Below are 21,599 nucleotides of genomic sequence, written 5' to 3'. Positions count from 1 at the left end.
AAAATGCCCGTGGCCGGTTTAGTAAACTTAAATGGCTTATGGCCTGCATGGATATACTAGCCCAACACACATACCGATCCCGATTACTTGGTCTGCATGACCCATACTCCATCCCAGTCAGGGCCAGGTGGAGACTTTGCCATTTGTCTGCATCGATCAATGTACTTAAGACAGGGATAATCCTGAGGTTTAAGGGTCAAAGCTTTTTGAAACTCTGAAATTGCCTGTTCCCATTTCTGGGAGCGGTAAGCAGCCAGACCTTGTTCAAAAGGCGCGATAAAGGCAAGTTCTTCCTGGGTAAAATGATAATTTCTAAAAGGCTCAAACACTGCGACAGGCTTTTGTTTTCCCTTGACCCTGACCAGGTCTAATTCTCGATAGGCAAAATCATCTCGCGCCTGATTTCTGGTAAATTCACTGACCAGTATTTTGACTCCATACATTTTGGTCAGGCCTTCCAATCTTGAGGCCAGGTTGACCTGATCTCCCATAACTGTATAGTCAAATCTTTTAGCTGAGCCCATATTGCCTACAATGACTTCACCGCTGCTAATGCCTACGCCGATCTCTATGCTGGATTGTCCTGGTATGCACCACTTTTCCTGGCACTCATGCAGCCTGTCAAGCATTTCAATAGCGGTTTTCTGGGCAACTCGGGCATGGTCGGGCATGTCCTCCGGGGCTCCAAAGAAAGCCATGATTGCATCACCCATATACTTATCCAGTGTTCCCTTGTTCTTTAAAATTACCTCAGTCATGGCAGTAAGATAGTCATTCATGAAGTTGACAAGTTCCTCTGGCTCCATGGCTTCTGAAATATTGGTAAAACTTCTGATATCGGTAAAAAGAATAGACAGGTTTTTTTTATCGCCGCCAAGTTTCAGCAGAGATGGATTTTTGACCACCCGTTTTACTACATCAGGGCTTAAATAGTGTTCAAATGTGTTTTGCAGCTTTCTCTTTTCCTTTTCTTCAATCCAGAAGTTTTGGAATGTCAGCAGACTGAAGTTTCCGGCAAGCGTCAATAAGGGCATAAAAGGTGAAAAATAAATGCCCTGGGACTGAAATAGATACATTGTGCCAAACCATAACCCGGCTGCACATAGCATTAAGGGCAAAACAAGCCACAGTCCGGACAACCAGATTATGATGATGGTTGAAGCTATTCCTGCCGCAAGGATAAGAATCAGTTCAGTGCCCAGTGCCCAGTCAGGCCTGTGCAGAAAATCGCCGGTAAGAATATTGTCAACTACAGTGGCATGGGCCTCAACTCCTGGAAAGACATTGTCCAGTGGCGTAGACCGTATGTCCTTAAGTCCGGCAGCAGAAGTGCCAATAAAGACAATTTTATCCTGAAAAAGTCCCTGGCTGGTTCTGTCACTGAGGATGTCAGATGCTGAAACATAGGGAAAAGATTTGCCTGGTCCGCGATAGTTCAAAAGAAGTTGTCCTCTTGAATCCAGCGGAATAGTTTGAGCACCAATGCGAATTGATTCTACACCTCCTGCAGAGGATCGAACCGCTGCCTGGTTCAGGCCCAATGCATTAAGTAAGGCTGCCAGGGCAAGGCTGGGATAATAGTTGTCATCGTAGGACATTAGAAGCGGAACACGCCGGATAATGCCGTCGGGATCAGCAGCGACATTCATAAAACCTGAACTATCTACTGCTTTGGACAGAATATCTATGTTGCCTGTAATGCCTGCAGCATGAAACAAAGAATCGCTTAAAGGAGGAGCTCCCGGTTCACTGACAGTGGCTATGCGCAAAGGATGAATATGTGCCCGGTTGTTGCTGACCGGCTGAAGGACATGATCTCGCACAAGATCGAAATAAAAACCCAGGGTAAATGGACCTCCCTCTAAGATATTGGCCAGAATCTGATCATTATCTTCAAGCCCCTGGGGTAAATTGGAAAAACTCATGCTTACGCCAAGTTCATCCTCCAGCTGTTGCTGAATGATATACGGGGAGGTCCGATCCAGTTCAGCAAAAACCATATCCAAGGCTATGGAGGCGGCTCCGTCCCTGCGGATCTTTTCAAGCATGAGAGCTACTCTGTATCTGGGCCACGGCCATTGACCGAATTCAGAGAGACTTGCTTCATCAAGATCAACAATAATAACTGATTCGTTTACTTTACCATCATAAGATAAACGAAACACAGCGTCAAAAACGTTTAGTTCAATAACCCGCAAAAACTGAGGCTGAAAAATGAACAAGCCTGCCATGAAAGCAGTAAAAATGCTGCCAGTCATAAGTGGCAAGCTCTTTAAGGCCCTAAGTCCAAATAATTTGCGCAGAAATTGCATGACGATACTGACCTTTATCTCAGCCGCAAAAAAATGGCTTGAAGTAACTGGATTTTTTTTGCTGGCGAGATCACTAAAAATAATGTTACATGACGTCTAAGTTTTTCAATTTTCTGATTTTTGTTAATCAATATTTGGAATCAGCCTTAAGGTCAATAGAGGTCGAGCAGGTTTTAACTGAATGTATTTCAGCTTGACTCCAAAGGCAATGTGCATGTCAAAATTTTGATAATTGCAGAGAACTGTCATTTTAGTGCGATTTTGCTGTTGACATAATAGTGAATTTATGTCCAAATTTTATATAAAGAAGATGTGTTTTTCAGGTCATACTGCCGGGGTTTTACGACTTTGATCATACTCAGCTATATTCATGCAGATGACCATTATGTGCTTTACTTGATAATTAACTGCAATCGTATATGTAATAAAATCAGTGTATTATGGTTTTGCCATGCAGATTGCTTCGGTCGCTTAGGCTCCCTCGTGGGTGACAGGTTTTCAGCAACTACATCCCTGACAGCTCAGGTGTCATTGCGAGCGAGTCTTCGAGGGCGGCAATCTCTAACGCGCTAAGGCTAATCTTTAGTTACTCGCAGGTTCGGTCCCGGGCGCGCCCGGGTTAGGAGCTTACAAGTAACTTCAAAAAAAACTGGACCCCGGATCAAGTCCGGGGTGACGGTTAAAGCAAACTATTACTCTTTATCGTCATTCCGGCGAAAGCCGGAATCCAGATTTTTTCTTGTTCCCAGGCTGGAGCCTGGGAACAAGGGGCAAGTACGGGTCTGTTCTTCAATGTGGAGGCGGCTTCCAGCCGCCAGGAATTTAATAGCCTGCAGGATGCAGGCTCCACTTTAAAGACAGTTACTCGCAGGTTCGGTCCCGGGCCGCCCCAGGGGAACAAATATGTGACAGTTCTTCAAGGTGGAGGCGGCTTCCAGCCGCCAGGAATTTAATAGCCTGCAGGATGCAGGCTCCACTTTAAAGACAGTTACTCGCAGGTTCGGTCCCGGGCCGCCCGGATGAGGCGCTTCTAAAATTTGTATTTTAAACATCATTTTTTTCATTGAGGTGTTTTATGATCAGGATATCCGTGCTGGTTTTTTTTGTCTTTTCCTGTTTGTTGATTCCAAAAGCGCACTCCATGTCTCTTTATCAACTGCTTGAAAATGCTGTTGAGGAGCATAACCTTATACAAGCCGCTGAAGCAGGCAGGCAGTCCGCTATTCAGGGAGTAAGACAGACAAGAGGTGAGTGGTATCCACACGTTTCCGCATCAGCCAATATTGGTCAGGAGCACATTGATCCAGCGAGCAGCAGGTCTGCGTCAAGTAAAACAAGAAATCACCAGACACTCAGGGCTTCTCAGCTAATTTATGATTTTGGTCGCTCCGGAGCCGGCATTGATCGGTCTCTGGCTGTGCTGAATCGCTCTGAAGTAGAGCTCTTAGCTACCCGTCAGGATGTAATGCTTCAGGGTATCAGCGCTTATCTTGATGTTTACAGGTTTGCGCGCAGGCTTGAGCTTGCCAGGCAATCAGAGAAGAGAATAGTTGATTTAACAGGAGTTGAAGAAACCCTGGTAACGAGAGGAGCTGGTCTTGCTTCTGATGTTCTGCAGGCCAAATCTCAGCTTGCAGCAGCCAGGGCCACACGAGTCAGGGCTGAAGGACAACTAATAAACGCCAGGAGTCGCTTTAAGGCAGTCTTTGGTTTAGATCTCACCGATGAGCAAGTAGGTAGAATGTACCGTCCAGCCAGACCTCTTGATTATCTGCCGGCAACTATCCATGAGGCTCTTCAGGCAGCTTCTGAAAAAAGCCTTGATATGCATCTGGCAGAGCATAATATTGATATTGCTGATCATGAAATACGATTCAGACAAGCAAGGTATCTGCCAGAAGTGCATTTAATTGGAGAGCTTAAGCGAAAGCAAAATGATTCCGGCATCAGTGGTACCAGAAATGAGGCCCTTGGCATGGTGGAGGTGACCTGGGACATATTCAGTGGTGGCAAGGAGCGAGCAGCTGTTATGCAGGCCATACATAACCGTCAGGAAATGGAAAGGGTGCGAGACGATCAGGAATATCTTGTTCAGGAAAGAGTGGTTACCGCCTGGCAGAACCTGATCACCTCAAGAGAGACAGCGCGTTTTCTTAAAGATCAGGCCGAGATTCTTGAAGAATTTCTGGAGCTTGCCATGCGTGAAAGAATGCTTGGCACCAGGTCGCTGCTTGATGTCCTCAACGGTGAGGTCACTTACCTTGCAGCCCTGAGTAACTCCATTTCCGCTGAAATAGATCAGGATCTGGCCATGTATTCAATGCTCTATACAATGGGTACATTGGAGCTTGACGTTTTGAGATAAAATTTTGGTAATAGTCATGTACTTTGCATGTGGCATGGAGACTGCCTGTCACCTGTTTCTTCTTAAAAAGTGCTGAACTATTACAATTTTTGCAGGAGAAATGATATGTCTTCCAGCCCAGGACAGGAAATCGGCAGAGTTATTGGATCCAGCGGAGATGTAAGGGCAGAGCAGGACAATGCTTTGCGTCCTCTGGAAATTAATGATCCGGTTTATGAAGGTGAAAGAATCATAACTGGTCCGGATTCCAGCGTAGAGATCCGTTTTCTTGATAATACCATTTTGTCTCAAGGACCAGATTCAGCACTCAGCCTGGATGAATATATATTTGACCCTCAGGATATGGACAACTCGGGTCTGTCATTTAATCTCATGCAGGGTGCATTTCGTCATGTATCCGGCAGGATTGCCGAGGAGAACCCGGAAAGAGTCAATCTTGAATCCCCGCTTTCCCTGATAGGTATCAGGGGTACTGTTACAGTACACAGAGTGATGGTAGATCAGGAATCTCATGGAGCTGAAATTATTTCGGAGGGCTTCAGTGTTATTATTCAAGACACTTTTGGCGAGATCAGAATTATTACTTCACCCATGAATATGATGGACGTTTTTAGAGACCAGCCCATGGGTTTTATGCGCCCCATAACTCCACAGGAACTGCATTTCTTTCATTCTTTTGCACCTAATGCTCTGGCTGAAACAGGCCCTGGCGGTTATTTCGATTCTCAGGATATCTCGGGTTTTGATGATACACCGGATATTTTCTCACAAGATACTGCAGCTGCTCCAGATGACTCTCGGGAAGTGCCTGAAGATCCCCATCAGGATATTCCAGACCCAACGCCTCAACCTCAAATTCAGGCACCAAATCAGCTGCAGGATCAACCAGAAGAAGATATGGTTGGTGAACCGGCACCTGTAGACCTCGCCCAGACCAGGGCACATAAGATTACAACCAAGGAAATGTCTGAAATAATTCAACCTGCACCTGTTTCTACGCCAACTCCAACCCCTGCACCTACACCTCAGCCTACACTTGGGCCTACTCCTGAGCCGCAGCCAACACCTACTCCAACACCTGAGCCAACACCGACACCTACGCCTTCACCAACACCTACGCCTGAACCGACTCCTACACCTACGCCTGAGCCTACTCCAACTCCTACACCAGAACCGACACCAGAGCCAACACCAACTCCTACTCCCGAACCAACACCAACACCTACTCCAACACCTGAGCCAACACCGACACCTACGCCTTCACCGACTCCTACGCCTGAACCGGAACCAACACCGACCCCTACTCCAGAGCCTGAACAAATAGACATCTCCGATGCAAACTTGAAAGAAGCCATAATGGTCGAGTTAGGCAGAGGTCATGAACATATACTCAACAGGGACGATATGGAGGAATTGTTAGTTCTGAATGCATCACAATTAGATATAACAGATCTGACTGGCCTGGAATATGCAGTGAACCTGAATCAGCTGTACTTGAATAATAACAACGTGAGTAATTTGTCAGCTTTAGCTGAACTTGAAAGTTTGACACATCTACACTTGTGGAACAATAATATCAGTGACAGCAGTTTGTCAGACCTATCCAAGTTGGAAAGCCTGACTTTCCTGCATTTGGGGAGCAACATCAGTATTAGCGATGTGTCTGCCTTGGGCAATCTTCTTAACTTGCAAGAACTTCACTTATCATTCAACAATATCAGCAACATATCTGCTTTGACAAATCTTGCAAGCCTGCACACTCTGAATTTGTGGGGCAATAATATTAGCGATATATCAGCTTTATCCAGTTTAGAGAATCTGCATAGTATTCAACTGGGCGATAACAATATCGTTGACATATCTGCATTGGCTCAGCTTGCGAGTCTGCACAGTCTTTACTTACGAGGTAACGACATTAGAGAAATATCCTATCTGTCTAATCTTGAAAATCTGAATTTACTTGATTTGTCTGCTAATCAAATCAGCAATATATCTCATTTGTCAGGTCTAAACAGTCTTGTCTATCTTAACTTGGAGAACAACAACATTAGTGATATTTCCCCTTTGTCAGGATTAACCGAGCTTAAAGATCTTTTCATTGACGGGGTCGATGAGGTGATTTTTGGTAGTGACGGTGATGACTTTATTGACACTTTTACTGTTTCTTCTGAAAGTAGCGTAGCTGTGTTAGCCTTTGGTGGTGATGACACTATAGATGCATCCAACAGCACGGCTACCAACTATCTGTTAGGCGGGGGAGGAAACGACTATCTGATCGGCGGATCAGGAGATGACATTATTTATGGTGGGAAAGGTAATGACACTATCTTAGGAGGAGAAGGTGCTGATGAACTTTGGGGTGGTGATTCCAGCAATCCAGGGATGGGAAGTAATGTATTTGTATTTAGAAGCTTACTCGATTCCCCAGCAGATTCATCATTCAGCAAAGTAATGGATTTTAATCCCGTGGATGATGTTCTGAAGTTTGAGATTCAGGGATTACAACAAGATATCGGCTACATAGGCAGCGATTCATTTACAGGGGGTGGCAGTCCTCAAGCCAGGTTTGCTGAAGGTATTCTTGAGATAGACGTTAATGGCAATGCATCAGCTGATATGAAGATCGAACTTCAGGGAGTGGGTCTTGAACAGCTCGGAGATCCGGCCACAGGCTCTGTCATAGATTGGCTTGACTGGATATATGATGGGCCTGATCCAGAAGACCCACCAGGGCCTGAGCCTGAGAACTGGGAAACATTGACACATACTTATGATGATAACCCAGGGTATTATGCCTGGTTTACTGAACGCAATTTTGAAATTCTTGTGGATCCCAATGGGGATGGCGACAGTCCTGAATTATCACCTGTAACAGGCAGTGATTACGCCATCTTCGGCTTTGGAGGTAATGACAGCATATCAGTAGTTACAAGTGCCAATGATCATTATATTTACGGCGGTGAAGGTGATGACAATATTGTCACAGGATCTGGTCAAAACACAATTTTTGGTGGTTCTGGCAATGATACTATCGTGTCCGCTGATGTCGGCCATAATGGACTTGGCCATGCAACTAATGATATACTTGATGGCGGGGATGGCGAAAATGAGCTTCATCTTATGAAAGGTGATTTTGATGAGAATGTATTTGATACTGATGACAGTTTGCAAAATATTCACATTATTCGACTTTCAGGTGGCGAGGATGGGGCAACAGGAGTCGATCTGTCCGGGCAAACTGAGGGATTTGAAGTGCACAGCAATAACAGTGTATTTGGAAATGACATCATAGGCGGTTCGGGTAATGATACGATTATAAGTGGAGCAGGATATGATCACCTGACAGGTGGGGAGGGTGATGACCTTTTTCATATCACTGGAGGGGAGGTACTTATTGAGGACCTGGGCAATGGACAGGACAGCCTGGTTGTTGAAAGCGGTGCTGGAGTGACTGCTTGGGTTTATGAAAGCGGTCAATGGATAGCCACAAGTGACTCAATAAATAATGGTTCGGCCACAATAGATGCCCACTATGGAGTTGAAAATGTAATTGATCTTTCCCAGGCTGGAGGGGACAATGGTTGGTTGATCAGAGGTTTCTTTGAATCAGACTCTCTAGTTGGCTCTGACCAGGATGACACCATAGAAGGCGGTGGGGGTAATGATACTATTACTGGCGGAAAAGGCGCAGACGAACTGTGGGGAAGAGGCGGCATTAATGTCTTCAAGTACTTGAGTGAAGATGATTCCAATTTAGAAAGATACGATACAATTATGGATTTTAACGTTGCAAGCGATAAGCTATACTTTGACATTCAAGGCTTTCATTCTTTCGAGTGGAGAGGTTCTGATGAATTTGATGGCAGTGGTCCTCAAGCACGATATGAAATTGATAATGGGGCTGCCGTACTTTTGATTGATGTAAATGGGGGAGGAGCGGCTGATATGAAAATTCTACTTGAGCAATTGGCTGAGGATGATATGGCAGATTTTGGATCAGAAAATATTGTGCTTGCCAACTGATGATTGCTTTGTCCCTGGTTCCTGAGCTGAAGCATTTCAACAAGAGCCAAGTACCTGAAATGGATCTCCTCAATGGAAATAGGAGCAGCCCCTGCGAGGAACCATTAAAAAGCTTGATAAAGTCTGTGATTTTGGCAGAATTGAATATTTAATATTTTATAGATAAATTGCAGCAGGTATGCATGGGGACAGGCACTCTGGGGCCAGGACGTAAGTGAGTTTAGCTATCCTGCTTTTGAGCAATTCTGATTTTTCCACCTATCAGTCCGGCAAAAGCTGTGCCTGCATGCATGATTTCCAGAAATTGAGCATATTCCCTGGCAGGCTTGTAAACTTTGAACGTGCGCATTATCCCAAGACTGGCAGCACTTTCCAGCGGTCCAATGAATCTGGCTGATCTGTCCATGAACCAGGGCCTGGCTGCAAAATGTTCCATTTGAGCCTGGTTCAGGAAAAAACAGCCTGAATGAGGGTTGAGCGTTCTGGAAAAGATTAAGGGCATACCCATTATCTCTGCCTTGATGGCGGGCTGCTGTCTGACATTTTGATATTCACTGGTAATATCCGGTCGCAAATCGCCGTCAATATATACTTTTGAGTAAGGCCCTCTGGCTGTGTTTTCGTATCGATGTGGCAAAAGCACGCATATGTTGCCAGTGTTTTTTGTGAACCAGTGCAGTTTGGCAAAAAAAAGAGGGTCATTTATTATGAGATCGTCTTCTAAGTAGCAATAATAGTCATATTGTCCAAGTCGTTCCTGCATCAGTCTATGACATTCGTAACCCAGAAACAAAGGATCTGCATCTGTTTCAATATGCTCATATAATGTCTTGCAGAGAGGAAGGCGGTGTAGAAGATGTTTTTTGCCTGTTGTCAGCATTGCAGCATGGATGTTGCACTGCATGGCCTGGCCTGCTGGTATGGCGGTCCTGGAGGCTATGTGCAGCATGCAAACAGAATGTCCGAATATCTGGTGCAGGGATAAAACTTGCCTGACTAACCCGCGAAGACGTTTTTCAGCTTTTTCTTTTTGCGAGCCATGCTTTGCTCCTTTTGCTATTTTTGCTTCTGAGTCAAAAAAATGGGGTATAGTGAATAGTATACGCATGCCGTTAATGTCTCTAATGCGGGCTATGCCAACAACCCAATTTTTAACAAGGATCGTTGAGTTAGGGCGATAACCGTACTTTTCAGGCTGAAGGCTGAAGAATAAGGATCCTGAGCATCATTGCTCTTTCAAAATTAAACTACTTTCTTGTTTTTTTTTACATGATTGCAACGGTAAGTTAGTAATTACCATTCCCCGGCTTACGCTGCAATAAGCACTTGGACGCATGCCGGGAAAAAACAATGCCAGTTATAAAAAAAGCCCTCCATTGGGAGGGCTTTTTTGTGCAATCATTTTTGTGAATAATTGAGCTGAACGGGGTCTGGTGCTTTATATCTTAGCTGTCAATAATATCAGGACGAAGAATTCTGATTCTTGCCTGATTGCGCAGCATATTCACGAAAGACTGGAATGCTTGCTGTTTTTGCATTTGGGCAAAGTGTTCGACCCATTGGTCCTTTTCCTGCTCAAATTTTTCAGGGTCAGGCAGAATGATTTCAGAAACTCTGGCAATAACGTATCCGTTGCCTATTCTGTATACTTCAGGCAGCCATTGTCCTTCACCTGCAGCAAATGCAGCCAGTGCAATATCCGGAGACATGCCAAGACCTGGTATAAAGCCCTGTCTGTCGAAGGCACTGCTGCTTTCCAGTGATGCGTTGATATCACCTTCCATATCATCTTCATTTATTGAGGCCAGGTATTCTGCAGCTCTTTCCCGAGCCATTTCCATGGCTTTCTGTCTGGTAAGTGTGTTGACGATATCGTCCTGGACCTCTTCCAGATCCCTGACCTTTGCATCCCTGGCATCTATTTTTTCAGCAAAAACATAGCCCTGTTCAATCATGACAGGTGTTTCTGTCACTTCTGAAATCGTCATGTTGAAAAGCTGGTTAATTGCAGTAGAAGGCAGGTCCAGATCCCTTGGTCCATCCTGCATGGAGAAAAAATCTGTTGTCCGGGTATCTAAGTTCAGACGCTGGGCAGCTTCATCTAAGGTACCTCCGGTCAAGAGAATCTCCAGGATATCGTCCATGATATCAGCAAGTTCGTCCATAGCCTTGTCTGCGCCCAGTTCCATTCTGATGCTTGCTCTTACCTCATCAAGCTCCTGGGTGCCTTCTGGTATGTACTCATGCAGTTTGATGATGTGCCAGCCAAACTGTGTCTTGACAGGTTCGCTAATTTCTCCTGCCTCAAGGTTAAATACCGCATCTTCAAATTCCGGAACCATTCGTCCCCGGCCAAAAGTTCCAAGGTCACCCCCCTGGCTGGCGCTGGGGCATTGGGAATGCTCCATGGCCAGTTCTGCAAAGTCTTCGCCATCCTGAAGTCGAGCGCTTATGGCAGTTATTTTTTCTTTAGCCTCGTCCTGCTCATCCTGGGAAGCATCCTGCGCTAAAGTAACTAGAATATGGGATGCTCTGACTTCTTCAGGAGTAGTATATTCGGCCAGATTAGCCCGATAATATTCCTCGATTTCATCTGAAGAAACATCCTGCATGGGGGCAAGGGCTCTGGGAGTAAGCTGAAGGTAGCTGATCTTTATTTTTTCCGGGACCATAAACCTGGACTGGTTTTCCCGGTAGTGGGCTTCAATATCTTCCTGGCTGATCTCCAAATCCTCTTCAAAATCAGACCAGGAAACTTTAAGGTAGTCAACTTTGGCCTGAGACCTGATATAGTTGAAAAAATCCTGCACTTCTCTGGGATTGGGTCTGGAAGGTAGAGCAACATATTCTTCCATTTTCTGCATAAGCAGATTGTTTTGAAAATCCCGCTCAAACTCAGCTGGCGTGAGATGATGGGCTCGCAATATCCCCTGATACAGCTCGGGGTCAAACTGGTTGTCCTCTCTCAGAAAGGCTGGCAGCTGCGTAATTTCCCTTTGCAGTTCAGAACGTGATACCTGCAGCCCAAGTTCTCTTGACTTTTGCAGAAGCAGGGTGGAGTTAAGCAGCTGATTGAATATCTGTTGCCTGAACTGCATTTCCCTGAGGTCTGCTGCTGTAAGATCAGGATTCTGTTCGCGTACATTTTGGGCAGTGGTTTCATAGGCTCTGATAAAATCATTGATGAGTATGGGCTCATCATTGACAATGGCCAGCACTCCATCACGGTCTCCGGTAAAGCTGCCCACTCCCCAAAATACAAAGACGATGACGATGACAGCAAAAAGCAGTTTGACAATCCATGATTGGGCATTGTCTCTTAACACATCTAACATAATATCCTCTCTTAACTCTCGACAAATTATTACTTAACCAGTTGAAATGTGGACAGCTCTAAGAGGCGGCTTTCAGCCGCCTGTTGCAGCTGCCTGCTGGATGCAGGCTCCAAAAATAAAGGCCGTTAATTCCAGACAATGAGCCGGACGTGTCCATATGAGCCCCTTAAAACAGTCACGCAACAGGAATAAGAACAAAAACTCAGTTTTTCTCAGCTTTATTCTTAACAAAGTTCAGCAACCCACCTGCTCTAATAATGTCCAGTTCACCGGCAGTCAAATCGTTTTTAACTTCAATTGTATTGCCTGATGAAGTTGAAATGGTTGTTTGCTGTCCCGGCACAAGGGTTTCAGTGTCCAGGGAAATTATTTCGTCCTTTTCAATTAGATCGTAATCCTGCGGTTTGGCCAGGGTCAGTGGCAGGATGCCGAAGTTTACCAGATTGGCTCTGTGGATCCTGGCAAAGGATTTAACCAGAACAATCCTGACGCCCAGAAAGCGTGGTCCGAGAGCTGCGTGTTCGCGGCTGGAACCCTGTCCGTAATTATCTCCACCGAGAATAATACCCTGACCGGCATTTTTTATTCGCCTGGTAAAGTCAGGATCAACTCTGGAAAAGATATATTCGCTTATGGCAGGAATGTTGGAGCGTAGTGCAGTTACTTCTGCTCCTCCCGGCAGTATATGGTCCGTTGAAATATTATCTCCGCATTTGATGGCAACCGGCAATTCAAGCCTTTGCGGCAATGGGTCAAATTCAGGCAAGGGGACAATATTGGGTCCACGATATATTTCCACATCAGTTCCATCTCCTGGAAACACAAATAAATCTCTAATGGATGGTACTTTGTCAGGTAATTGGGGGCGAGGCAGTGGATCTCCCCAGGTATCAGGACTGGTGAAGCAGCCATCTACAGCGCAGTGAGCTGCTGTTACCGGACTGACCAGGTAAACCTGAGCATCCTGGGTGCCGCTGCGCCCTTCAAAGTTACGATTAAAGGTCCTGGCGCTAACTCCGTTAGAGATTGGAGAGCCTCCCATACCTATACATGGGCCGCATGAACATTCCAACAGCCTTGCTCCGCTGTCCAGCATATCACTCAAAAGACTTTCCCTGGAAAGCATTTTTAAAACCTGCTTTGATCCGGGTGAAATCATCAGGTCAGTATCTGAATGAACTTTCTTGTTCTTCAGGATCAAAGCACTGATTTTCAAGTCGGAATATGATGAGTTGGTGCAGGAACCAATGGCCACCTGGTCTACCTTAAGACCTGCTATCTCAGATATATTAACGCTTAGATCCGGCATATGCGGACGTGCAGCCATAGGTTGGATTTTAGAAAGATCAATTTTTATTTCTTCATCATAGTCTGCGCCTGGATCTGCATTTAATGCTCTAAAGTCCGACTCGCGGTCCATGGTTTTAAAAAATTGCCGGGTAAGTTCATCAGCAGGAAAAATTGAAGTGGTAGCTCCCAGCTCAGCTCCCATATTGGTAATGGTAGCCCTTTCCGGGATTGATAAATCCTCTATTCCCGGGCCGCAATATTCCATAACTTTTCCTGTTCCCCCCTTAACTGTGAGCTGGCTAAGAATGAACAGAATAATGTCTTTGGCTCCTGCATGCCCCTTAAGGCTGCCTTCAAGGTACACACGGACAACCCTGGGCATGTTGATAACATAAGGTTCACCTGCCATGGCCAGGGCTACAGACAGTCCGCCGGCCCCCATAGCCAGAGAACCTACACCGCCGGCTGTAGGGGTGTGGCTGTCTGATCCGATAAGGGTCGCCCCGGGAACAGCAAAGTTTTCTAAGTGCAACTGGTGGCAGATTCCTGTGCCGGCTGGAGAAAAAACAATGCCGTATCTGGCAGCCACGCTACGAAGATATTTATGATCGTCAGGGTTTTTAAAACCCATCTGCAAGGTATTATGATCAACATAACTTACGGACAAATCTGTCTTTACCCTGGGCAGACCCATGGCTTCCCATTGAAGATAGGCCATGGTACCGGTGGCGTCCTGGGTCAGGGTCTGATCGATTCTTAAACCTATTTCACCTCCAGGCGTCAGGTCTCCGTAAATTAAGTGTTCTTTGATAATTTTCTGTGTAAGGTTAAGACTCACTTGTCCTCCTCAAGTATTAAGTTTTTGTAATGGTTAATCGAAAAAGTGGGGATTTAGATCCATAAGTCAATAATCTCAAACTTATCAACATCTACCAGTCCTTTATCCGTGAGTTTGAGGCTTGGTATAACAGGCAGGGCCAGAAAGGAAAGAGTCATCAAAGGGCTTTGGTGGTTAATGCCCATTTCTTTAATGGCCAAGTTAAGATTGTCTTGTAACTCAACAACCTTTTCTAATGGCTGATCACTCATAAGGCCGGCAATGGGCAGGGGCAGGGCGGCTAGAACATGGCCATTGTCCACTGCACATAGCCCCCCTCCCATTTCCGTCAGCTTAAGGGCCGCAACGAGCATATCGGAATCATTGGCTCCTGCAATGATCAGGTTGTGGGAGTCATGGGCAACAGTTGAAGCCAGTGCTCCGCGTGACAAACCAAGGCCCTTTACAAAGCCCAGTCCTACATTGCCGGTTTGTTTGTGCCTTTCAATAACCGCAAGTTTGATTAAATCCTGGTCTGGAGCTGACCATGCAAAACCATCCTTGATAACAGGATGGGCTTTTATGGATCCAGTGATGACCTGCTCAGCAATGATTTCAATGGCGCGCACAGCAGTGCCTCTAACAGGAACTGCAAAAGTCTGCTCAGTAATTTTACATATGCGCATGGAGTTGCCAGGCATTTTGGCAGGGGATATAAATGAGTTGTCTTCCAGCCTGCGCCCTTTCGTATATACATCCAGGATTTCAAAATCATGCAGATTTCTAAGCAGGACCATATCTGCCCGATAGCCGGGTGCTATGGCTCCGCGTCGTTTAAAATTGAAATATCTGGCGGGATTGATGGTCACCAGCTGCACAGCCCTGACCGGATCAAGCCCCATCTTTACAGCACAGCGCAGGTTATGATCAATATGGCCCTGTCTAATAAGATCTTCGGGGTGCCGGTCATCGGAGACCAGGGAAAAACCTGGCCAATTGCTGTCATTGACTAAGGGCAGTAACGCCCTGGTGTTTTTAGCTGAAGAACCTTCCCTGATCATGATAAACATGCCCTTGCTGAGCTTTTCTCGGGCTTCTTTTAAAGTAGTGCACTCATGATCACTGCCAGGACCAGCCAAAATGTATGCGTTAAGGGGTAAACCTGAGAGCCCGGGAGCATGACCATCGATGGGTATGTTAGCGGCCATTTCAAGCTTGGCCAGCACTTGGGGGTCTTTGTAAACTACACCTGGAAAATTCATCATTTCACCAAGCCCGGCAAATCTATGGGAGTATTTTTCCAGGAGATCCTGGAGTTCCTGGTGATCCAGCAATGCACCTGCATTTTCAAGGTGTGTGGCAGGTACGCATGATGGTAATGTCAGAAAGATGGAAATGGGCAATTGGCTGGATGATTGTAAAAAGTATTCGATACCCCTTGTGCCCATGACATTAGCAATTTCATGCGGGTCACAAACAACAGTGCATGTTCCTCTCTGCGCCACAGCTTTTGCAAACTCCGGAGGAGCAAGAAGTGTGGATTCAATGTGGATGTGTGACTCAATGAACCCGGGGCAGAGAAAAGCGTTGTTGCAATCATGAACCTGCTGGGCTTCGTAGTCACCAAGGCCAATAACAAACCCATCTTTTACTGCAACACTTGTTTTTTCCACCAAACCGGCCAGGGTGTTGACAAGTTGAACATTGGTCAGAACAAGATCGGCTGGAATATCTCCTCGGGCAGCATCAATGAGCTGTGGCAAATCACGATAAATCATATCAGAATAAATATTATGATTCATATCCGAGGTTGAGTCTGTTGATTTTTTTACGGCAGAACTCCACCTCCACTTCAAGGCGCAGACTGTCCTGCTTCAGGTTGAATATTTCCTGGTGATGAAAAATCTTTCTGGAGGGATCCTCGGCAGCCATGAGCTCTTTTACTTTTTGCTGACAAGCTTTTTTTTGGGCCAGAAACTCCTCCATTTGAATATTCAGCGACTGAATCTGCTCAGTCAACGATTTTTCTTCGGACTGGGGCCTTTGGGACATTAGGCGCATCTCCCGTGTTTTTACTGTTTGATTTGTCAACCCCGGAAAGATTGGTAAATATTTTCCAGAAACCAGGCCAGATGGAGGTGATTATGCCTGGATTGGCAAGGCAGATACCTTTATCTTTGAAAGACAGAAGGCAGTATCCCAGAGTCCAATATGGATCAGGGCTGTTCCAGGGCTGGTCTTTGGTGCTGTTTTTGTTTCTCGGGTATATTTTGAGTCTTCCTTTTACGTAATCAACTTCATGAGCATAACCAACATTGTCTAAGATGTCAGCAAAAATCTCCAGTTGTGGAGAACTGGGGGGCACCAGCATATCAGCCTGCCTGTCTCTCACAGAGGCAAGAGCCAGGGGCAAAGCCAGCGGTAACTGTTCTGAGAAAGAGGTGAAATCAAAAAAGTAGTTTGGATCCAGAGAGCCAACCTGCGCGCTGATGCTTTGGCCATGGATGTGCACTTGTACACCACATACTTTAAGAATCTGTAAAACCTTGTCAGCCTGCGGGCAATTGGCAGGCCAAACTCCCTGAAGTTCAACCCTGCCTTTGCTTAGTCCTGCCATGGCAAGCAGAAAACCGGAAAGTAGCGGATCTGCCGGGATGGCGATGTTTTGGGGCTTTGGCTTGGAAGGATGTATTACGATTCGGTCATTATGATGTTCAAGTACAACTCCTGCCTGACTGAGAACAGAAAAAAGGGAGTTGAACTCATTATCCATAAATGCAGAATAATTGAATGTTATTGGTTTTTCATACGTAAAGGCTGCCAATAAAAGAGCCTTGACAAAGTCCGCATGGATGGACGCCGGAATGTACAGCTCTGCAGGAATAACTGCGCCGGTTTCCAGTCTTGCAGGCAGTGAAAAGCTGCCAGGTTCAATGGAGTTAAGCCTGGCTCCCAACTGTGGTAAAAAGTCCTGGAGCCATTTGAGATCTACAACCTTTAACCGGGCTGAGCTGTTGAACTTGATGCGATTAGGTGCACCCAGGGCCAGACAAAGAAAAAGATAAAAATTGAAAAGACTGTGATTGATGAATAAGTTGCGGTTGTCCATATCTAAGACATGATCGTCCTGACTGGTCAGCAAATTATCATTCCAGTTAAGACCTCCACCGCACTCATTAGCGATTTTAATCAGTTCAATTATATTATCATTGATGGTGAAGCCGGCAAGTTCAGTTTTGTCAGTGCATATGGCGAAGAGAAAGGCTGTGTAATGAGTTTGATCAACCGAACCGGGAGCTGGCAGGTTAAGGCTGACAGGCCTGCCTGTGGGATAGAGACAAAAGGGTTTGTCAGATGACCCTTTTTCGGCCATGGAGTATGCTAAGCTGTTGAGCATGGTGAACATGCGGCGTAGAATGCTCTGGTTGGATCTTTTCAATGAATCTTTCCATATCCCCCATAGTTCCTTTTCCAGTTCAGGGTCAGAGAAACTTTTGTGATTTTGCTGTCTAATGCGGGTTAATCTGCCGATTATTCCTGATCTTTTGGCTATGAGTGAAGCAAGTTTGCGGTCTATATCCTTGAGCTCATCATTGATGTTCATATTGTGTTTTTTCATAAACTTCCCTTAGTATTGAGGTAGATGCAAGAACATTATAGTATCAGAAGGCGCTGAAGGGCAAGTAGCAATTTGTGTGCTTAAGTTTAAGCGTTAACTAATCCTTGTGTGTTTTATATTATTTGGAAGCATAATCTGATTTGACTGCCGAATAAAACAATGATCAAATAAATTGTCAGCAGGTTGTAAACACAGAAGACCAAGCCCCCTGCTTTTCTTGAAAATGGCTAAACACTCTCCAAAAAACCTCTAAGTAACTACAAACGTATATGTAATAAATTCAAAGCATTACGGCTTTACCATACAGATTGCTTCGGTCGCTTAGGCTCCCTCGTGGGTGACAGGTTTTGAGCAACTACATCCCTGACAGTTTAGGTGTCATTGCGAGCGAGTCTTCGAGCGCGGCAATCTCAAACGCGTTAAGGCTATTACCTCTTTTTTTGTGGCTTAAGCCACATTTCAAAGAAGCGGCTGGAGCCGCAAGAACTAAACGTCCCCAGGCTGGAGCCTGGGAACGAGGGTACAAGTTACTCACAGGTTCGGTCCCAATTTCCAAATATGGGACTGTTCTTCAAGGTGGAGGCGGCTTCCAGCCGCCTGGAATTAAATAGCCTGCAGGATGCAGGCTCCACTTTAAAGACAGTTACTCACAAGTTAGGTCCCGGTCCGCCCGGGTGAGGAGCTTGCAACATATACTACATAACTGATGACAAACAACAGGGTTGCGGGTACAGGCTCGACAATATAACTTTATAACAAACCGTAAAGGATAATAACAGGGAGCGCAGAGTGAAGATACTGGATGCTAAAGAAGTGGATATAAAAATTCCTTTTGATCTGGAAATTTTTATGGGTCTTGCCCAGGTCAGGGGGTTGGAGGGCAGAGAGACAGCGGAAATGATAGAGTACTGGAACAGGTGGCGCCCAGACCTGAAGATCTTTACTCTGGGAAGGAAAAGAGGTTATATCCTCGTATATATGGGCAGGGATGTTGAGGATGAACTTGAGGCTTTATGGGACCAGTCGCCGTCCAAAGGATTTAAGTTGCAGGCCCTTGTTCAGACCATGATTATCGGAGTCTTGAGAGAGCTGCTTCCTGAAATAAAGGAAAACCAATGTGCTCCAGTGCCTAAGCCGGGGACTGTGCTTACTAAGTCCTTGAGAAAAATCGGGTTAGAACTTTATGAGGATGGGGCCATGAATTACAAATATTCCACCTTGACATTTTATCCTTATAGAGATGGATGTGAGATATGCTACCTGAAAAGCTCATGCCCAAAGATAAATCTGCCTGAAATGGCTGGCCTGTTCAAAGCAGGGGAATAGTCACCTTGATTACAGGCAGATAATCATTAGTCAGCCGGATTAACCGGCACAGGAGAAAAGCATGACTAAAGAAAGCTACATGGCAAACCGCGAGTTCCTGAAAGATTCACTGCGTAAGAGAACTGATTTTTCCATGACCGATCAGAACAGAGGAATTCCAGCTCCTCCAATTGAGAAGCCTTTCGATCCTGAAGTTCTGAGAATCAAGCTGGACGGTCCGGAGAGCTGGACAGAACATATTAACAGTGCAGGCTTATATCAGTTAGTGGGCAAGCGCAAAAGCAGGAGAAACTACTCAAGGGAACCTCTTGATTTTGCGGAGCTTTCTTTTTTGCTTTGGGCAACACAGGGAGTACGTAAAAGGGCTGGTCTTGGGACAGCTTTCAGGACTGTGCCTTCGGCAGGTGCCAGGCACAGTTTTGAAACGTATGTTGCAGTTTTGAATATTAAATGCCTTGATCCAGGTCTATACAGGTTTCTTCCTTTAAGTCATGAGCTTCTTTTCATAAAGGATATTCCCGATGCAGAGCTTTTGCTTGCCGAGGCTGCTTTTGGACAGAGATTTGTCGGCAGCGGAGCTGCTACATTTATTTGGTCCTGTATCCCCTATCGTATGGAGTGGCGCTATGGCCCCACGGCATACAGGGTGATCCTTATGGATGTCGGCCATGTCTGTCAAAATCTCTATCTGGCCTGTGAAGCCATGGGAGCAGGCACATGCGCTGTGGCAGCCTATGACCAGGAGGCCATGGATGACCTGCTGGGTCTTGATGGTCAAGACGAGTTTGTCATATATCTTGCTCCAGTTGGCAGGGCTTTGAGCCTGAGACCTGGATCATAGTTAATATCTCTCGCCAATGGACGTCCAGCTTGAAGTTACTTGATTCTTGCCAGGCTGGTACTTTTTTTTGTAAAAATGTATCTGCTTAGTGCTATTAGACAAACCAGGTTAGGCATCCCGGGACTAAATTTAGCAGCATTGTGAGCTTAGAATATCTCCCTGTTCAAGACAAGTGGGTTCTGGAAGAGTCAGTCCTCCTCCGGGCTGTATGTCTTTGGGCAGGAAGCCGAGCCACATGCAAAAAGTGCTGAACAGATAAGTAAGAAAAATAGCCTGATACATGAAAGGCATGCAAAACAAGCAGTACTTAAAATGCAGATAACCGAAACCGTATTTATACCAGACTGTGAAATAGATTTTCAGGCTGTGCGGGCATCAGGTCCGGGCGGGCAGAATGTGAACAAGGTATCAACAGCTGTACAGCTTTTCTTTGAAATCAAGAGTTCATCTCTGCCGGATAACTATAAAGACAGGCTGCTGGGCTTAAATGACAGGCGTATTACCAGGGATGGCGTGGTGGTTATCAAGTCCGGCAGGTTCCGGTCACAGGAAAAAAACAAAGAAGAAGCCATGAACCGGCTTAAGGATTTAATCCTGAGCGTGACCAGGGAACAGAAAAAACGCAAGCCTACCCGGCCTTCCAAAGCTGCTCATAAGAAACGCTTGGACCTGAAGGCAGAAAAGAGTCAAAAAAAGCAGATGCGCAAACCTGTTGAGCCTGATTAAGCCCAGCCATTGAGATTAGGGGGATCATCAGCATATTCAACATTAATGCTCGATGTCCGCTGGGAGGACATAGAGCTGGAACGTAAGACATGGAAGTTCCCGGTTACAAAGTCAGACAAGCCCAGGACTGTGCCGCTTTATGACAAAGCTCTGGAGATATTACAAGATCTGTTCAGGGTAAATGAGTATGTGTTTCCGATAAAGTCTGTAACAATTTCGAGCAATTCTATCTGTTCTATAGATAGCTTAATCTCTGATTTTTCAGCAAGGTAAGTCAACCGGTGAGATAATGGACCTTGTGGCATGAAACAGTTCCGCACTGATCACAGGGGCGAACTGAATCCCGGCAGCAACAACTGAAAAAATAATGTCCCTTATGTTGATTGCTGCTCCATAATCAAAGCTCCTTCACAATTTTTGCGATAAGACTTTCACCGAGGTCTATGCTAAGCAGCTACTGTCATGATGTTAGGATCAAGACCCTTGAGATAAAAATCCTGCAATTGAATCTTGTGCCCAGCGTTATCTATATCGATTCCAACAAGTTTTCCTTGGGCATCATAATCAAGGACTACTCCCTCAGAAATCTCCACACTTTCAGCGCTCGATTCATCTGATAATTCAATATACAGAGAATCTGTTTCATCGTAATAATTTAACTTCATAGCTTAAACCTCCTGTCCGGGAAAGCATTATGTATGGTCCTTGTCATCTAAAGTAACCACGCGCAGAATACGGTTGTCCAATTCCGGTATCCTTCCCCAGAAGCGATATCGATTATGTTCTTGTGGCTCTGATTTGATTGGATTTTCAACTACTTCTACGCACCATTCTTTTTTTAGATATGGTCGCTTTTTCAGGACCTGTTCTTCAAAGTATTTTGTATACAGATAAGTTGGCATACACCGAACAATTCCTTTGTCACAATATTTTTTGATAGTTCAT

15 protein-coding genes are annotated in these 21,599 nt (G+C 45.4%); 6 read left to right on the top strand and 9 right to left on the bottom strand.

The genetic code is table 11. From position 1 onward, the window contains the following. Positions 1 to 83: 83 nt before the first annotated feature. Positions 84 to 2,258 (bottom strand): CHASE2 domain-containing protein, encoded by a 2,175-nt coding sequence (locus LZ23_RS19875; RefSeq protein WP_052507551.1) that lies wholly within the window; start codon positions 2,256 to 2,258, stop codon positions 84 to 86. A gap of 1,129 nt (positions 2,259 to 3,387) precedes the next feature. Between LZ23_RS19875 and LZ23_RS19870 the strand changes: the two genes are divergently transcribed. Beyond that, positions 3,388 to 4,677 carry a TolC family protein gene (locus tag LZ23_RS19870; protein WP_084591153.1) on the top strand — a complete coding sequence of 430 codons (1,290 nt, stop codon included), beginning with the start codon at positions 3,388 to 3,390 and terminating at the stop codon, positions 4,675 to 4,677. A 105-nt stretch (positions 4,678 to 4,782) separates the two neighbouring features. Then, a complete protein-coding gene (locus LZ23_RS19865) occupies positions 4,783 to 8,700 on the top strand; it encodes a leucine-rich repeat domain-containing protein (RefSeq protein ID WP_045217042.1) in 3,918 nt (1,305 codons plus the stop codon). A gap of 220 nt (positions 8,701 to 8,920) precedes the next feature. Here the strand turns inward: LZ23_RS19865 and LZ23_RS19860 are convergent, their stop codons facing one another. The 6 genes from LZ23_RS19860 to LZ23_RS19835 form a co-directional block, all read right to left on the bottom strand. Then, a complete protein-coding gene (locus tag LZ23_RS19860) occupies positions 8,921 to 9,808 on the bottom strand; it encodes a hypothetical protein (protein ID WP_045217040.1) in 888 nt (295 codons plus the stop codon). Positions 9,809 to 10,145: 337 nt separating this feature from the next. Next, positions 10,146 to 12,035 carry a SurA N-terminal domain-containing protein gene (locus LZ23_RS19855; RefSeq protein ID WP_045217039.1) on the bottom strand — a complete coding sequence of 630 codons (1,890 nt, stop codon included), beginning with the start codon at positions 12,033 to 12,035 and terminating at the stop codon, positions 10,146 to 10,148. Positions 12,036 to 12,237: 202 nt separating this feature from the next. Continuing rightward, complete coding sequence (locus tag LZ23_RS19850; RefSeq protein WP_045217037.1) at positions 12,238 to 14,163, bottom strand: aconitate hydratase; 1,926 nt, start codon at positions 14,161 to 14,163, stop codon at positions 12,238 to 12,240. Positions 14,164 to 14,216: 53 nt separating this feature from the next. Beyond that, entirely contained in the window at positions 14,217 to 15,944 is a 1,728-nt protein-coding gene (gene ade / locus LZ23_RS19845; RefSeq protein WP_045217035.1) for an adenine deaminase, read from the bottom strand. Continuing rightward, complete coding sequence (locus tag LZ23_RS19840; RefSeq protein ID WP_052507550.1) at positions 15,934 to 16,194, bottom strand: hypothetical protein; 261 nt, start codon at positions 16,192 to 16,194, stop codon at positions 15,934 to 15,936. The genes ade and LZ23_RS19840 overlap by 11 nt, the downstream gene beginning before the upstream one ends. After that, positions 16,154 to 17,761 carry a carboxyvinyltransferase gene (locus tag LZ23_RS19835; RefSeq protein ID WP_045217032.1) on the bottom strand — a complete coding sequence of 536 codons (1,608 nt, stop codon included), beginning with the start codon at positions 17,759 to 17,761 and terminating at the stop codon, positions 16,154 to 16,156. The genes LZ23_RS19840 and LZ23_RS19835 overlap by 41 nt, the downstream gene beginning before the upstream one ends. 789 nt (positions 17,762 to 18,550) lie before the next feature. Between LZ23_RS19835 and LZ23_RS19825 the strand changes: the two genes are divergently transcribed. The 4 genes from LZ23_RS19825 to LZ23_RS25615 all read left to right on the top strand — a co-directional run bounded on the left by LZ23_RS19825 (position 18,551) and on the right by LZ23_RS25615 (position 20,927). Further along, positions 18,551 to 19,087 (top strand): hypothetical protein, encoded by a 537-nt coding sequence (locus LZ23_RS19825; RefSeq protein WP_045217029.1) that lies wholly within the window; start codon positions 18,551 to 18,553, stop codon positions 19,085 to 19,087. A gap of 61 nt (positions 19,088 to 19,148) precedes the next feature. Next, positions 19,149 to 19,928, top strand: a complete 780-nt coding sequence (locus LZ23_RS19820; RefSeq protein ID WP_045217027.1) for a SagB/ThcOx family dehydrogenase — start codon at positions 19,149 to 19,151, stop codon at positions 19,926 to 19,928. Between the two features lie 312 nt (positions 19,929 to 20,240). Beyond that, on the top strand, positions 20,241 to 20,654 hold the full coding sequence (arfB, locus tag LZ23_RS19815; protein ID WP_045217025.1) for an alternative ribosome rescue aminoacyl-tRNA hydrolase ArfB: 414 nt from the start codon (positions 20,241 to 20,243) through the stop codon (positions 20,652 to 20,654). Positions 20,655 to 20,699: 45 nt separating this feature from the next. Then, positions 20,700 to 20,927 carry a tyrosine-type recombinase/integrase gene (locus tag LZ23_RS25615; protein ID WP_045217024.1) on the top strand — a complete coding sequence of 76 codons (228 nt, stop codon included), beginning with the start codon at positions 20,700 to 20,702 and terminating at the stop codon, positions 20,925 to 20,927. A 173-nt stretch (positions 20,928 to 21,100) separates the two neighbouring features. Here the strand turns inward: LZ23_RS25615 and LZ23_RS19805 are convergent, their stop codons facing one another. Both LZ23_RS19805 and LZ23_RS19800 read right to left on the bottom strand, forming a co-directional pair. Then, complete coding sequence (locus LZ23_RS19805; protein ID WP_045217021.1) at positions 21,101 to 21,319, bottom strand: DUF2283 domain-containing protein; 219 nt, start codon at positions 21,317 to 21,319, stop codon at positions 21,101 to 21,103. Positions 21,320 to 21,346: 27 nt separating this feature from the next. Further along, positions 21,347 to 21,556 (bottom strand): hypothetical protein, encoded by a 210-nt coding sequence (locus LZ23_RS19800; protein WP_232300551.1) that lies wholly within the window; start codon positions 21,554 to 21,556, stop codon positions 21,347 to 21,349. Positions 21,557 to 21,599 lie beyond the last annotated feature (43 nt).

It is taken from the genome of Desulfonatronovibrio magnus (assembly GCF_000934755.1).
GTDB classification, from domain to species: Bacteria; Desulfobacterota; Desulfovibrionia; order Desulfovibrionales; family Desulfonatronovibrionaceae; genus Desulfonatronovibrio; species Desulfonatronovibrio magnus.
This window is presented reverse-complemented; position numbering and strand designations above follow the sequence as displayed.

What these genes read in the sequence shown, in the direction of transcription:
- LZ23_RS19875 (WP_052507551.1), bottom strand. Translation starts at nt 2,258, where the DNA reads ATGACTGGCAGCATTTTTACTGCTTTCATGGCAGGCTTGTTCATTTTT.
- LZ23_RS19870 (WP_084591153.1), top strand. Translation starts at nt 3,388, where the DNA reads ATGATCAGGATATCCGTGCTGGTTTTTTTTGTCTTTTCCTGTTTGTTG.
- LZ23_RS19865 (WP_045217042.1), top strand. Translation starts at nt 4,783, where the DNA reads ATGTCTTCCAGCCCAGGACAGGAAATCGGCAGAGTTATTGGATCCAGC.
- LZ23_RS19860 (WP_045217040.1), bottom strand. Translation starts at nt 9,808, where the DNA reads ATGCGTATACTATTCACTATACCCCATTTTTTTGACTCAGAAGCAAAA.
- LZ23_RS19855 (WP_045217039.1), bottom strand. Translation starts at nt 12,035, where the DNA reads ATGTTAGATGTGTTAAGAGACAATGCCCAATCATGGATTGTCAAACTG.
- ade (WP_045217035.1), bottom strand. Translation starts at nt 15,944, where the DNA reads ATGAATCATAATATTTATTCTGATATGATTTATCGTGATTTGCCACAG.
- LZ23_RS19840 (WP_052507550.1), bottom strand. Translation starts at nt 16,194, where the DNA reads ATGTCCCAAAGGCCCCAGTCCGAAGAAAAATCGTTGACTGAGCAGATT.
- LZ23_RS19835 (WP_045217032.1), bottom strand. Translation starts at nt 17,761, where the DNA reads ATGAAAAAACACAATATGAACATCAATGATGAGCTCAAGGATATAGAC.
- LZ23_RS19820 (WP_045217027.1), top strand. Translation starts at nt 19,149, where the DNA reads ATGACTAAAGAAAGCTACATGGCAAACCGCGAGTTCCTGAAAGATTCA.
- arfB (WP_045217025.1), top strand. Translation starts at nt 20,241, where the DNA reads ATGCAGATAACCGAAACCGTATTTATACCAGACTGTGAAATAGATTTT.
- LZ23_RS25615 (WP_045217024.1), top strand. Translation starts at nt 20,700, where the DNA reads ATGCTCGATGTCCGCTGGGAGGACATAGAGCTGGAACGTAAGACATGG.
- LZ23_RS19805 (WP_045217021.1), bottom strand. Translation starts at nt 21,319, where the DNA reads ATGAAGTTAAATTATTACGATGAAACAGATTCTCTGTATATTGAATTA.
- LZ23_RS19800 (WP_232300551.1), bottom strand. Translation starts at nt 21,556, where the DNA reads ATGCCAACTTATCTGTATACAAAATACTTTGAAGAACAGGTCCTGAAA.